Genomic DNA, 14,442 nt, shown 5'->3' on the forward strand with positions numbered 1-14,442 from the left:
TTCGAGCATTACAACGAGAACCACCCGCACAGCGCGCTGAAATACCGCTCCCCACGAGAGTTCAGGCTGCTGGCGGCAACATCAACCTAAGGGTGGGTTGGTGTCCTGAGATACGGGGGCAAATCCAGTTACTGTGCATCGACCTGTTAATGAGCATGAGCACGATCGCGCCGGCGCCAAGCGTGGCAAGGACAAACATGTTAGCCAGTCCCTGTGCTGCGGCACTGTTGGCTCTCGCCAGTCGCCGAAGCACATCGCGTTGGTTTAGCGCGGCCCATTTCTCTGCAGCGTGATTGACAAGAGCAATGTAGTAAACCGTGTTCTTCTCGAGATGCTGGCTGTATACGCCAATCAGCGTGATCGCTTGGCCGGCCCGGACCGAAAACGCGCTGTCGTCGGGCAGTGCAATCACCTGCTCCTTACCATTTTCCAGTCGGATCCAACATTCTCGCTTGAGAACGTTGTGGCCCTGGACGCTAGAAACCTGCCCATAGCCGTTGCGGGTCGAGCTGATATGGGTCTCTGACCACGTTTTATCCTCCAGTGCGGTGCCGCGCAACACGATGAACTGAAGGGTTTTGCCTTTCAGGCGAAGGGTGGACAGGTGTTCTGGGAGGTTGTTTTCGCTACTCATGGTACGCCCTGAAGAAACCACTATCATTGATGACGAAGTCTTATATGAGTGATTTTGCCCAATATATTGTGAAGACTCCAGCATAGCGAAACAGGACGCTTGGCTCTCCTACAGGAGAACTAAGTGGAACCGGAAGTTGCGTTTGGAAGGGCGTTGAGAAAACTGCGAAAAAACAGACACATGTCGCAAGAAGTGCTGGCTTTCGAAGCCGGAGTGGAGCGCAACTACATTTCGCTCCTGGAACTGGGAAGAAACAGCGCCAGTGTCAAAGTGATCTTCAAACTGGCTGGAGCGCTTGGGCTGCGCCCAAACCAGCTGATCGAAGCCGCAGAGAATGAAATGCCTCAGTCGAACGGTGACTTGCAGCAGGGCCCGCAGCCGTAGGCAGGTGGGCCGAGTTTCCTTCTCTATCGTTTCATCACAGTAGGGGAATACGTACTATAGCGGCTGCAACCAAGGCCTCGATTTTGCTGGCCATATTGCTGGGAGCCACATAGTCGACCGCTAGGGCGCCGTGTTTCTCTTTGATATCTAGCCAATAGAACGCCGGTCGATCCGCCACGGGAATTGTCTCCTCGATCGCCATGCACAGATCTTCCACGACGGGGAGCCATTGCGTCGGTACGCAATTGTCGATTTTTCGGCCTCTCTGGAATTGCCATGAGTAGCGGGCCATAATCGTATCTCTGATCGTAATGGGCATTATCCTGAATCCTGTAATGTCAAAGCCTATATCTCTAGTAGTTTGGTACGCTAATCTTTTGGTGGCTTGGCTCCTGATATATAGCATTTTTTTGCACATTCATCATTTGCGCTTCTGATTGTTCTGCCGCTGATCGGTTTGCTGGCGGAAGGGAGCAATGATCGGTTGTTCTAATTTCTCATGTGTTATGCCGTACCGGATTGCATTAGCTACATGGCGAATCAGTAATTCATCATAGTGACGCAAAGTTTCCCTAAGCTCCGCATTTTCTTTCTTTAGTCGTTCTATTGTTTGCGCCAGAACGATCTCATGTGGAGGTCGTACAACAGGTTTTTTGCCAGTTTTCCGCTGAGCGCGGTAAGCGATTTTCTGATCGTCATAAGCTTGTTTAATCGCACTATGCGCTTGCAACGCTTGGCGAGTCCAACGATGGCGCAGTTCCTGTTCCACTAGTGCCACAACATCGTTCCATGTTGGAGGTGCTGATTGAGGCCAGGCCTTGATGAGGGCAGCAACATGCTTGATCTGGTTTTCGGTCAAGAGTCGGCGGTGCGGCTTTGGTTTTCGTGTACTTGGTGGCACCATCTAGCCTTTCAGTTCGGATTCTCGAGCAATCATTTTTCCAAGATGGACCAAGGTGCCATCGGTAATGTCGGGGTCGTCATGCAAGCTCAGAATCTCTTCTAGACGGAGCAAGGTCCGTTGCTGGTGGTCCAGCCAATTGTCAACGCCATAGGACTCTTCTATTTTTTCTTCTTGTGCTAACTGCAACAACATTTCCGTATCCTGCTTAAGCTCTGCGGCTCGTTCCCGATGTTCAGGATTCCCTTTCTCAATCAAGTGATCTTCGCAAGTATTACACGCAGCATGTTTTTGGCATGGGAGCGCAGACCAATCATGCAGGCAGATACCGAAGTCGGTCATGTGCGCGGTTGTCGTTAGTGAGCCAATGAATTCCTTACGCCGTTGTGGATTTTTGATGCGTATCGCCGTGTCAGCGATCACGCCTTGAACTGCGCCTTTTTGTAATTTGCTATGAATGCTGGCAGCTAATTGCACGCCGGTCATATGGTTATATGCTGCGTTCTGGCTGATGTCTTTGCGGCCCATCCAGCGCGCAATTTCCAACTGAGAGAGACCGCCTTCGTTGGCAAGGGTATTTAGCCAATGGCGGAATTGGTGTGAGGTCACTTTCAGGGGGGTGCCTTGCTCGTCGATGTAATTAAGCCGCGCGAAAATAGAATATCCCATTGTTCGGCCAACCACGTAATCGCTGATCTGGCCAGCCGTAAGTAATGTGGCGGTGCCATTCAAGGTTCCACGGTGTGACCCAATAAAGTTTACCCCGATCACGAACAGGCATTCGTGCAGTCGGTAATGAGCTTGCCCTTGCGGAAAAATATTATCTAACGCAGAAAGCGAGGTGAGGTGTGACTCGAGATCACTTTTTCTCAATGCATCAATAAGTCGGGTTTTACCAGGTTTTTTGTGGAATGGTAACCCACTGCTGCTTGCGAAGGCATTGCCGCTATCACTGTTTTTTAGGCCCACCGCCATGGCTATTTCTTCCATGTTCAACAGTGCATCGGCAGGTAACGCATGCCACGGTTCCGGTAGCAAAGTCCGTCCAGGGTGATCCGCCATAAATCGGGCGATCTCCATGAATGGTTGGGTGATGCGCAGGATATCGTTTAGAGCGCGCTTGGCCACATCCTGCATGACGGTCGGTAACCACTTGGTCTGGGTCTCGGTATGTCCGCCTTTTTCCGGGATGTAGCGAATGCCGAACCGTGTGGTCGGCCGCCCATGGCGATCGAGCAACGGTTGCCCAGATTCGCTTTGCTGTTCTTCCTCGCGCCAACAATCACGGGGCAGAGTCAGCAACTCATTGATGCGGAAACCACCACATATCAATAAATCTATGGCGCGCTGCCGGAGTAGGTCTCGGTCCTCAAGGTCCGTTCGATTTGCGATCTCGGCCAGAGCTTGCAAAACTGTGTCAGACGGTAATTTTCGCAGGCGGCGCTCGGTAAACGCGTGGCCGACCCGGCTGTGAAAGGCGCCACCTGCATCATTGTTGCGTGGCACGGTGTTCTGCCATTCGATGCGAATTGGCACCAAACGCTGCTGATCGATAACTTCCGCGATTTCTGCGAGTTTGCAGCCAATCCGATAGGCGGATGAATGTTGTTCCTTGCTGAGGCAAACATTAATCGCATTGTCAAAATCTGCATGGATGAAGGCGACGGGCGTATCTGCGCGATCTTGGAGGGAGGAGAAGAGATAGCGAAGCGCACGAATCGCCACCATGTGGTCAAGCGTGGCAAGTCCTTTTTCACGACGACTTTCGCGATAACACACAAAGGCTTTGACGAACGAAGCAAATGGTTCTGGAAAAGGTAGCACATTGCTGAGGGTCGTTTTCTTCGCGAAATTTGCGTTGAACCAGAGCCGTTCTACTTTGCGGCCGCTAGAGGCGCGAGCTTTATTCGGGACTTCCCAACATACCGCCTCCCACTGTATGGGGCCAAATGGAATGGCAGAACGCGCGGCTTCGATAAACTTAGCCAAATTGGCATGGGCGGCCTTATGCGCGGCTGTTTGGAATGTCATGGCATGTCCCTTGCGTTGTGATGAATAGCCTGACAGAGGTGAATCACTTCATTGACCGCGCGTAGGGTACTGTCGTGAATTTGCGTCATTTTGGGGTCAACGCCGCGCGCGAGGTGCTTTTCTCGCTCGCTGACCAACCAGTCCAATACATCTTGATGTGGTGCATCTAGCCAAGGCTGAAATTTAAAACAGGTATAGCAGGCAATGGGAGCGGCTAGTTCGCAAAAACCAAAACTGCCACAGGTGCCTACGGTTTTCAGCTGATGCTGTTGTCGATTCAGAAATTTGATACGGCTTGCCGGATCATTTCCACGTTTCGCTTGATTTTCATCCGGCACCACCATGCCCATAAAGGCTTGCGCTACGGGCATTAGTGGTAGCGTCAATACGCTGTCGAGACGGATCACAGCGTCAGAGCGGGCGTTGAAATAAACCATGACGTGTTGCAGGTCGGTGTGATCCAGAGCTTCGGCCAACTCCATTGGTGAGGCCCCTTCTTGGACCAGACGGGTGGCAAAGGTGTAGCGCAGCCGGCGCGGGGTCAGACGTAGTGGTTCACCATCTGCCGATTTCAACTCAAGCTTCTCCACTACATGTGCTAGAGCTTGGTTGAACCAGATGGATGGCTGGCGATACGCTTCTGCTTCAAATTCGGTGTTGAGCAATTCGGCATACGGTTTCTTGCGTCTAAACATTGGCTGGGAGAACCGAGTGGGGTTGTGATCCAGTAATGCTAAGCGTCGCTGGCGTGCGTTCTGCTGCTTCAGTTTTTCTAATAGCTGGCCGATGCCTGGCGGCAAGGAACGGGTTTTGAAATCCGCCCGCTCTTGTTGCTGGCGTTTCTTGATACGTGGAATTCGTAGTTCGTAGACTTCGCTCCCATCGATAAGTCGCGTCTTGATCAGATCTTCTTCGTTAAGTAGTAGTATGTTTCTGGTGTTGGTGCCATAGATTATAAATAACCAAGCCGCTGTCAGTATTTCGATCGAGAGCGTATGGTTTTCTTCCGCCTGGCGCAGTCTAGCCGTCAGTGCATCAAATTGAATTTGGTGAAGGGGACCTTCGTTAGGGTCGTTGCGCAATACTGCCGCGCCTTTTATGTTTCCACCGATAATGCGGTTTTCTAAAACAGTTGCGATTTCTTCGTCAAACCCTTCAAACTCGGCATCGGTGCACCACAAATACCAGTTCCGGTAGGTTTGGAGATGGCTGCGAACGGTGTTCGGCGATACCTTTTTAAGTAGACAATTACGTATGGTTTCATAAAAACTTATATCAATTTTAATGGCATTGCTGATGTCAAAATTAGCCTCGATAGCGGTAACAAAAATGGTATTTAGACTCTTGAATTTTCCGAAAATAGTATCGTCGCTTAACTGTCGAAGGCAATTTCGAAAGTAAGCTAAAGTCGCTTGTAATGTAGTGCCTGGTCGCAGATGCATTAACTCCCAATTTAATGTGCGCCTAGTACTTATTCTCCACTTTTTGCCTGAAGTATCAACGGTACTCCCAGACCAAGTCAGCACCTTAGTGTTAAATGCTGGCTCGATTGATCGCGCACCAAAATCTATACTTGTTTGTAATTTTGACGCACTACTCATTTGGATGCTCCTTTCGCGTGGAGCCGCAGGATTTTTTTATTAGTAGAGTTGCGAATTGCACGCTTGGCATAACGCAACGGCATGCTGGAATTGTCACTCCAGCCCATCGCATATTTCTGGTCGCGCAGGCTGATATTGCTGTCCCAGCCTTCTTCCTCGGCAGCATCGACCCAACGGTCATTCCAGTCGTGGCGCAGGATGTGGTGACACAGGCCTCCCAAAGTGGGATGGCGTCGCCGCAAGGTTTCGATGATTTTGCGGAAGCCGCGAATACTGAGTGGTTCGCCGCGGTAATTGACAAAAAGATAGGGGTGCTTTGCTGCAGCGGGATAACGTGCTTTGTTGCCCCGATGCTCCTTGCTCAACCACACATCGAGCACATCCCGTAAGTGATCCCCTATCGCAAGGAGCCGACCATAGGTTTTAGTTGCCGCAGGCGTCGCACGCGGGTCGTCCCGGTCGTCGTGCCGACGGTGGATGGTGAGAGTGGCAGGGGATACGCTGAAGTCGACGTCAAATGTCTTTAGCCCCAGCACTTCGCCGCCACGCGGGCCAAGCTGAAACTCCAGCAACAGCATCACGTAATTGCGAAATTGCAGCTCTGGACGAAATGGATTTTCAGGGCTACCAGGCTGAATCACTCGAAGAAATAATGTCCGTTGTTCGGGCAAGAGGCCAAGCCGTTCACTCTGAACTAGCACTCGACGCGGGGCGATACTGCGAGTGATCTTTAGGAAACTTTGCAAGGCGCCATACGCTGCATCACGACGGGCATCATCCACAATGCGGGCAATGATCGGTTCAGCAACCCAGCAGAAATAGTCTATGGCGACGGTGTATCGCAGCAAGGCAAAGGAGGGGGTGACCACCGCTTGCTTACTTGCTGCATGAGGCTGGCGGCAGTAGTCGGAAAGACCCACCAGTTCCTCTTGAGTCAGAAATTGACGTTTGGAGGCACGCTCTTCTAGTTCAATGCCATGTTCAGCTAAAAACTGGTAAAAGAGCGCCAAGGCCATGAGCCGTTGGCAAATGGTATTAGCGGCCAGTCCACGCGAGCGAAATCGGGTGATTGCATAGCGGGCTGCTAAAGGGATTGGCAGTCCTAAAGGACTGCCGGCAACCAGCAGAGGCATGAGCTCACCGGAAGCGAGGCGTACGTTTCGGATTGAATAATCAGTCATATCTCACCAAGCAAAAGGTGGGATAACTTTACAGCCCGAAATGTGGTTCCGGTGATACGACTTTTTGGTGTAAATAAAAAGGCTGGAAGAAAGAGGGCTAACCGATTGATTAACCTCTTGTTTTCCAGCCGCACTTAACACTTAGTTAAGTGGTTCCTCTCAGAACGGAATGTCGTCGTCCATATCGTCCAGCTGCTTGGGCGCCGGGCGCGGTTCTTGGCGGCGCGGCGCGGCCGGGGCCTCCTGGCGCGGGGCCGGGGCGTTGTAGCCGTAGCCGTCGTCCATGCCGCCGCCGCTCATGCCGCCGCCGGAGCCGCCCATCTCGTTGCGGCCGCCTTGCAGGCTCAATTCGTTGACGCGCACGTCCGGGGACAAGCGCTTGTTGCCCTCCTTGTCCTGCCATTCGCGCAGGGTCAGTTGGCCGTAAACGGTGACTTGCTGGCCTTTGGCCAGGTAGTTCTTCAGCGACTCACCGCGCTTGCCCCATACCTGGCAGCTGAACCAGTTGGTGCTCTTGCGCTCGCCAAAGCCGATGTCGCTGGCTACGCGGAACGACAGTACCGGCTCACCGCTGGGGGTGTAGCGCAGTTCGGCGTCGGCGGCCAGACGGCCGTCAAAGGTGATGCTGTTCATCGATGTCTCCGAATAAAAATCTAAATATTTGGCCTGTCGCCGCAGTTCAGAAGGTGGCTCCGATCAGGCGCTGCACCGTTGCTTCGTCCCACTGCCGCTGCGATACCTTCAGGTAGGCCACGCGGTCTTCCAACACGACCACGGCTTCATGCACGCCGGCCACGCCGGCCAATTGGCGGGACAGGTCGCCGGCGTCGCCCCGCCAGTCCTCGCCAATGTGAAACATCACCGAGCGCACCGGCTTGGGCGGCCGCATGGCCAGCGACCACAGCAGCCAGGTCAGCATCAGCAGGCTGGTGAAGCCGAACACGCCGACCGGACCGAAGCGGGTGTACAACCAGCCGCCGGCCGCCGCGCCCAAGAACAGGCCAAGGGATTGGGCGGTATTATACACGCCAATCGCGGTTCCCTTGGCATCGGCCGGAGCGATCTTGGAAATCAATGAGGGCAGCGTGGCTTCCAGGATATTGAAGGCGATGAAATACAAGCCCAGCCAGATTACGATCTGCCAGAAGCTGTCCAGCGCCATCGCCATGCCCATCTGGGCGGCGGTCATCAGCGCAATGGCGCCGACGAACACTTGTTTGAGCCTGGCTTTTTTCTCGCCGTAGATAATGGCCGGCACCATCAGCAGGAAGCCGATTACCGTTACCGGCAGATACACCTGCCAGTGTTGGGTCTTGTCCAGGTGGGCGGTCTTGATCAGCGCGAAGGGAATGGTGACGAACATCGCCATCTGCGCCGCGTGCAGCGCGAAGATGCCGTAATTCAGTTGCAGCAGTTGCGGGTCTTTCAAGACCGCGGGCAGCCGCTTGGCGTTGGCTTCGGTGTCCGAGTGAAAACGCGAGCTGACAGGGTCCGGAATGATCAGCCAGACGCCGATCAACGCCGCCAGCGACAGCGCGCCGGTGAGCGCGAAAATGCCGTTGACGCCGATGTATTTGGCCAGCAGAGGCCCCAGCACCAGGCTGGCGGCGAAGGTGGTGCCGATGGACATGCCTATCATCGCCATCGCCTTGGTGCGGTTTTCCTCGCGGGTCAGGTCCGCCAGCAGCGCGGTGATGGCGGCGGAAATGGCGCCGGCGCCCTGAATGACCCGGCCCACGGTCAGGGTGGCGATGTCGTGCGCGCCGGCGGCGACGAAGCTGCCCAGCGCAAACAGCAGCAAGCCGCCGTAAATCACCTTTTTGCGGCCTATCTTGTCGGACAGCATGCCCAGCGGCAGTTGCAGCAGGGCCTGGGTCAGGCCGTAACTGCCCAGCGCGATGCCGATCAGCGTGTGGTTGTCCGCGCCTTCCAGGGTTTGGGCGTACAGGGCGAATACCGGCAGGATCAGGAACATGCCCAGCATGCGCAGGGCGTAGATGCCGGCGAGGCCAAGGCTGGCCCGGAGTTCTGTTGCGTTCATTCTTGTGTGCGTCGTTTGTGTTGCTGGCGGGCTGCGGCCTGAGGGCCGCGCCCCATGGTTCTAGTAACGGTCCGGCGCCGTTCCGGATGACGCCGCGCGTTAAAGATCTGGTGGAGTCAGACTTGCCAAGTCAGGTATATTAACAGGTTCCCTGACCGACGGTGAGTTACGCTCCAATATGGACAGCATTCGCATTCGCGGCGCACGCACGCACAATCTGAAGAACATCAACCTGGATTTGCCCCGCCACCAATTGATCGTGATTACCGGCTTGTCCGGCTCCGGCAAATCCTCGCTGGCCTTCGACACCCTGTACGCGGAAGGTCAGCGCCGCTACGTGGAAAGCCTGTCCGCCTATGCGCGCCAGTTCCTGCAATTGATGGAAAAACCGGACGTGGACCTGATTGAAGGCCTGTCTCCGGCGATCTCCATCGAACAGAAGGCCACCAGCCACAATCCGCGCTCCACCGTCGGCACCGTCACCGAAATTCACGACTACTTGCGCCTGCTGTACGCGCGGGTGGGCGAGCCGCATTGTCCGGAGCACGGCGTGCCGCTGTCTTCGCAAACCGTCAGTCAGATGGTGGATCACGTGCTGGCGCTGCCGGAGGAAAGCCGGGTGATGATCCTGGCCCCGGTCATCGTCGGCCGCAAGGGCGAGAATCTTGACCTGTTCGAAGACCTGCGCGCTCAGGGCTTTGTGCGGGTGCGCGTGGACGGCGAAGTGTTTGAAATCGACGCCGTGCCGAAGCTGGACAAGAACAAGAAGCACACCATCGAAGTGGTGATAGACCGCCTGAAGGTGCGCGAAGACATGAAGCAGCGGCTGGCGGAAAGTTTCGAAACCGCGCTGCGCCACGCCGAAGGCCGCGCCATCGCCGTGGAAATGGATAAGGGCGAAGAGCATTGGTTCTCCGCCAAGTTCGCCTGCCCGGTGTGTTCCTACAGCCTGCCGGAACTGGAGCCGCGGCTGTTCTCCTTCAACAACCCGATGGGCGCCTGCCCCAAGTGCGACGGCCTGGGTGAAATTACTTTCTTCGATCCGCGCCGCGTGGTGGCGCATCCGGAATTGAGCCTGGCCGCCGGCGCGATCAAGGGTTGGGACAAGCGCAACCAGTTCTATTTTCAGATGCTGATGTCGCTGGGCGAGCATTACGGCTTCTCCGTGGCCGAGCTCGCCTTTGAAGACCTGCCGGAAAAAGTGCGCAATGTGGTGCTGCACGGCTCCGGCCGCGACAGCATCGAATTCAGCTATATGTCGGAGAAGGGCACCAAGTTCAGCCGCGCGCACCCGTTTGAGGGCATCATCCCCAATCTGGAGCGTCGCTACCGCGAGACCGATTCCTCGGCGGTGCGCGAAGAACTGGCCAAGTACCAGAACAACCAGCCTTGCCCGCATTGCCAGGGCTCGCGCTTGCGCCTGGAAGCGCGCCACGTTTTCATCGGCGACAAGACCCTGTACGAGATCAACCAGATGCCGTTGAAGGACACCGCGCTCTTCTTCGCTCAACTGGCGTTCAGCGGTCAGAAGCAGGCGGTGGCGGAAAAAATCGTCAAGGAAATCAGCGAGCGGGTGTCCTTCCTCAATAATGTGGGCCTGGATTACCTCAACCTGTCCCGCTCCGCGGACACCCTGTCCGGCGGGGAGGCGCAGCGCATTCGTCTGGCCAGCCAGATCGGCTCCGGCCTCACCGGCGTGATGTACGTGCTGGACGAGCCGTCCATCGGCCTGCATCAGCGCGACAACGACCGCCTGCTGGCCACCTTGATGCGGCTGCGCGATCTGGGCAACAGCGTGATCGTGGTTGAGCACGACGAAGACGCCATCCGCGCCGCGGACTACCTGGTGGATATGGGGCCGGGCGCAGGCGAACACGGCGGCGAAGTGCTGGTCGCCGGCACCCCGGCCGAAGTGGCCGCTTGCGGCCATTCCATCACCGGCGACTACCTGTCCGGCCGCCGCCGCATCGCGCTGGGCGGGGAGCGCCGCGAAGTGGACCCGGAGCGCATGCTGCGTCTGATCGGCGCCAGCGGCAACAACCTCAAGAACGTCACCCTGGAACTGCCGCTGGGCATGTTGGTGTGCATTACCGGCGTGTCCGGCTCCGGCAAATCCACGCTGATCAACGACACCCTGTACAAGATCACCGCGAGCGAGCTCAACGGCGCCAGCGAAGAGCCGGCCGCCTACCAGGACATCCAGGGCCTGAAGCAGCTGGACAAGGTAATCAACGTCGACCAAAGCCCGATCGGCCGCACCCCGCGCTCCAACCCGGCCACCTACACCGGCTTGTTCACCCCCATCCGCGAGCTGTTCGCCGGCGTGCCGCTGTCGCGCGAGCGCGGCTACGGCCCGGGCCGCTTCTCCTTCAACGTCAAGGGCGGCCGCTGCGAAGCCTGCCAGGGCGACGGCATGATCAAGGTGGAAATGCACTTCTTGCCCGATGTCTACGTGCCCTGCGACGTTTGCCACGGCAAGCGCTACAACCGCGAAACCCTGGAAGTGCAATACAAGGGCAAGAACATCCACGAAGTGCTTGAAATGACGGTGGAGCAGGCGCTGGAGTTCTTCAGCGTGGTGCCCACCGTGGCGCGCAAGCTGCGCACCCTGATGGAAGTGGGCCTGGGCTACATCCGGCTGGGGCAAAGCGCCACCACCCTGTCCGGCGGCGAGGCCCAGCGCGTCAAGCTGGGGCTGGAGTTGTCCAAGCGCGACACCGGCCGCACCTTGTACATTCTGGACGAACCCACCACCGGGCTGCATTTCCATGACATCGATCTGCTGTTGCAAGTACTGCACCGCCTACGTGAAAGCGGCAACACCGTGGTGGTGATCGAGCACAATCTGGACGTGGTCAAAACCGCGGACTGGCTAATCGACCTAGGGCCGGAAGGCGGCGCTGGCGGCGGCCAGATCATCGCCACCGGCACGCCGGAACAAGTGGCGGCCAATCCGGTCAGCCATACCGGGCGCTATTTGCAGCCCTTGTTGCAGCGCGAGCAAGCCTGATGGCAATCAAGTACAATGCGCGGATAGACAGCTTGCTGTTATAAAGAAATACCGGCGGCGGCAAGGGGCGAACAGCGTCGCCGCCCAGCTGGACGGCGCGTCGCCCAAGGGCCATCGCATCAAAAACAATATGAGGAAGTCATGCTGACTTTAGGCAAGATCGATCACATCCACATTCGTGTGACTGACGTGCCCAAGGCCCTGAAATGGTATCAGCGCGTGCTGGCCATGGCCCCGGACCCGCGCTATAAGCACATGCGCGAAGGCCCGCACGGAGCGGTAATGCTGGCCAACGCCAACGGGGCGGTGCGCCTGGCGGTAAGCGAAGACAAGAGCGGGGCGGCCAACCATCAGGGCGACATCGCCTTTGTGGTGAGCGGCCAGGATTTTCTGGAGTGGATAGACCAGCTGGCCGGCGAACGCGTCACCAATCGCGACGGCCAGACCATAGCCCGGGACTCCGTGCGCGACCATCGCTTTTTCTGCTCGCTGTCCTTCGTCGACCCTTTCGGCAACCCGTTCGAGATCGTCAGCTACGATCACACCTGGCTGGTGGGCAAGCTCAAACTGAACGAGCAGTTGGAGTGAAAACCGCTGATCGCCACTAAAACCGCCGGCTTCGCGCCGGCGGTTTTTTATTGCCCGTTGTGATTTTGTTGTGATTTTTTATGATGTTAATTTTATGGTTGTCGCCGGTTTGTACTTAACGATTGTTAACCGTCTGTTAATTATTGCAAAAGAGACTGTTGTATTTATCACTAAGATTTCAGCGCATATTGACTGGATCCATTGACTAGATATGACGATTGCGAGCACATTCACACAAATTGTAAATTTGTGTTGCCGCTATGGAACTTTCCACATCGTTGCCCCCGACAGCTGACGCTGTCGCTCAGGAGCCATCTCCGCAGCAAGACCTTGGCTTGCTGGGCTTGGTGCTGCTGGCCCAGTTCCACGGCGTAGCCGCCGACCCGGCGCAACTCACCCACCAATACGGCCGCCAGGCCGAACCCTTCAGCGAAACCGACCTGCTGCTGGCCGCCAAAGGCCTGGACCTTAAAGCCCGCATCGTCAAACAAAGCCCAGACCGCCTCAGCCTGACCGCCTTGCCGGCGCTGGCGCTGCGGCCGGACGGCGAACACTTCATCATCGCCCGCTGCGACGGCGACAAAGTGCTGATCCACGACCTCAAACACGGCCGGCCGCAAGTGCTGAGCCAGGCGGAGCTGACGGCGTGCTACGCCGGCCGGCTGCTGCTGCTGGCTTCGCGCGCGTCCGCGGCGGGGGCTTTGGCCAAGTTCGACTTCACCTGGTTCGTGCCGGCCATCGTCAAATACCGCAAGCTCTTGCTGGAAGTGCTGGCGGTGTCGCTGGTGTTGCAGCTGTTCGCGCTGGTGACGCCGCTATTCTTCCAGGTGGTGATGGACAAGGTGCTGGTCAACCGCGCCTTCAACACCCTGGACGTGATCGCCGTCGGGCTGTTGATCCTGTCGTTGTTCAACGTGGCGCTGTCGGCGCTGCGCAGCCACGTGTTCGCCCACACCACCAGCCGCATCGACGTGGAACTGGGCGCGCGCTTATTCCGCCACCTGCTGGCGCTGCCGCTGGCCTACTACGAAGCGCGGCGGGTGGGGGACACCGTGGCGCGGGTGCGCGAGCTGGACAACATCCGCAACTTCCTCACCGGCCAGGCGCTGACCACGGTGCTGGACCTGCTGTTCTCCTTCGTGTTCCTGGCGGTGATGTGGTACTACAGCGGCTGGCTGACCCTGATCGTGCTGGTGTCGCTGCCGTGCTACGCGCTGTGGTCGGCCGGGCTGACCCCGCTGCTGCGGCGGCGTCTGGACGAGAAGTTCGCGCGCGGCGCCGACAACCAATCCTTCCTGGTGGAAGCGGTGGGCGGCATCGGCACCATCAAGGCGATGGCGGTGGAACCACACATGACCCGGCGCTGGGACAACCAGCTGGCCGCCTATGTGGCCGCCGGCTTCCGCGTCACCCGGCTGGCCAATATCGGCCAGAACGGCGTGCAACTGATCCAGAAACTGGTCACCGTCGCCACCCTGTGGCTGGGCGCGCGGCTGGTGATCGCCGGCGACCTGTCCGTCGGCCAACTGATCGCCTTCAATATGCTGGCCGGCCAAGTGGCGGCGCCGGTGGTGCGGCTGGCGCAGCTGTGGCAAGACTTCCAGCAGATCGGCATCTCGGTGGAACGGCTGGGCGACATCCTCAACACCCGCAGCGAACTGCCGGCCAGCCGCGCGGCGCTGCCGGCGATCCAGGGCCGCATCCAGTTTGACCAAGTGGTGTTCCGCTACCGCCCGGACGGCCCGGAAATCCTGCGCGGCCTGAGCCTGGACATCCGGGCCGGCGAAGTCATCGGCATCGTCGGCCGCTCCGGCTCCGGCAAAAGCACGCTGACCAAGCTGGTGCAACGGCTGTACGTGCCCGAATCCGGGCGCGTGCTGGTGGACGGCAACGACCTGGCGCTGGCGGACCCGGCCTGGCTGCGGCGGCAGATCGGCGTGGTGTTGCAAGAAAACCTGCTGTTCAACCAAAGCATCCGCGACAACATCGCGCTGGCCGACCCCGGGCTGGCGCTGGACCACGTGATCCACGCCGCCAAACTGGCCGGCGCCCACGACTTCATCATGGAACA

General features: G+C 57.5%; 12 protein-coding genes. 4 read left to right on the forward strand and 8 right to left on the reverse strand.

Going from position 1 to position 14,442, the window contains the following annotated elements; genetic code table 11:
• Nucleotides 1–61: 61 nt before the first annotated feature.
• On the reverse strand, nt 62–634 hold the full coding sequence (locus HA052_RS25595) for a hypothetical protein (protein WP_166454199.1): 573 nt from the start codon (nt 632–634) through the stop codon (nt 62–64).
• A gap of 123 nt (nt 635–757) precedes the next feature.
• On the opposite strand from HA052_RS25595, the gene HA052_RS25600 reads away from it, so the two are divergent.
• Nucleotides 758–1,018, forward strand: a complete 261-nt coding sequence (locus HA052_RS25600) for a helix-turn-helix domain-containing protein (RefSeq protein WP_166454200.1) — start codon at nt 758–760, stop codon at nt 1,016–1,018.
• 34 nt (nt 1,019–1,052) lie between these two features.
• Here the strand turns inward: HA052_RS25600 and HA052_RS25605 are convergent, their stop codons facing one another.
• The 7 genes from HA052_RS25605 to HA052_RS25635 all read right to left on the reverse strand — a co-directional run bounded on the left by HA052_RS25605 (nt 1,053) and on the right by HA052_RS25635 (nt 8,773).
• Nucleotides 1,053–1,337 carry a hypothetical protein gene (locus HA052_RS25605; protein ID WP_166454201.1) on the reverse strand — a complete coding sequence of 95 codons (285 nt, stop codon included), beginning with the start codon at nt 1,335–1,337 and terminating at the stop codon, nt 1,053–1,055.
• Between the two features lie 102 nt (nt 1,338–1,439).
• Nucleotides 1,440–1,877, reverse strand: a complete 438-nt coding sequence (locus HA052_RS25610; RefSeq protein WP_166454202.1) for a hypothetical protein — start codon at nt 1,875–1,877, stop codon at nt 1,440–1,442.
• Nucleotides 1,878–1,922: 45 nt separating this feature from the next.
• Complete coding sequence (locus HA052_RS25615; protein ID WP_166454203.1) at nt 1,923–3,950, reverse strand: hypothetical protein; 2,028 nt, start codon at nt 3,948–3,950, stop codon at nt 1,923–1,925.
• Entirely contained in the window at nt 3,947–5,551 is a 1,605-nt protein-coding gene (locus tag HA052_RS25620; RefSeq protein ID WP_166454204.1) for a tyrosine-type recombinase/integrase, read from the reverse strand. Before HA052_RS25620 ends, HA052_RS25615 begins: the two co-directional genes overlap by 4 nt.
• Nucleotides 5,548–6,684, reverse strand: a complete 1,137-nt coding sequence (locus tag HA052_RS25625; RefSeq protein ID WP_166454205.1) for a tyrosine-type recombinase/integrase — start codon at nt 6,682–6,684, stop codon at nt 5,548–5,550. Before HA052_RS25625 ends, HA052_RS25620 begins: the two co-directional genes overlap by 4 nt.
• Nucleotides 6,685–6,891: 207 nt before the next feature.
• Nucleotides 6,892–7,365 (reverse strand): single-stranded DNA-binding protein, encoded by a 474-nt coding sequence (locus HA052_RS25630; RefSeq protein ID WP_019102147.1) that lies wholly within the window; start codon nt 7,363–7,365, stop codon nt 6,892–6,894.
• A 46-nt stretch (nt 7,366–7,411) separates the two neighbouring features.
• Nucleotides 7,412–8,773 (reverse strand): MFS transporter, encoded by a 1,362-nt coding sequence (locus HA052_RS25635; RefSeq protein ID WP_081545506.1) that lies wholly within the window; start codon nt 8,771–8,773, stop codon nt 7,412–7,414.
• A 178-nt stretch (nt 8,774–8,951) separates the two neighbouring features.
• Between HA052_RS25635 and uvrA the strand changes: the two genes are divergently transcribed.
• The 3 genes from uvrA to HA052_RS25650 form a co-directional block, all read left to right on the forward strand.
• Nucleotides 8,952–11,783, forward strand: coding sequence for an excinuclease ABC subunit UvrA (uvrA, locus tag HA052_RS25640; protein ID WP_081545505.1), 2,832 nt, complete (start codon nt 8,952–8,954; stop codon nt 11,781–11,783).
• Between the two features lie 141 nt (nt 11,784–11,924).
• The gene (locus tag HA052_RS25645; RefSeq protein WP_081545504.1) at nt 11,925–12,371 is read left to right on the forward strand and encodes a VOC family protein; all 447 of its coding nucleotides are present in this window, start codon (nt 11,925–11,927) and stop codon (nt 12,369–12,371) included.
• Between the two features lie 278 nt (nt 12,372–12,649).
• On the forward strand, nt 12,650–14,442 hold a 1,793-nt coding region (locus tag HA052_RS25650), incomplete at its 3' end, for a type I secretion system permease/ATPase (protein WP_439823250.1).

Origin of the sequence: Chromobacterium fluminis, assembly GCF_011602385.1 — a bacterium.
GTDB classification, from domain to species: domain Bacteria; phylum Pseudomonadota; class Gammaproteobacteria; order Burkholderiales; family Chromobacteriaceae; genus Chromobacterium; species Chromobacterium fluminis.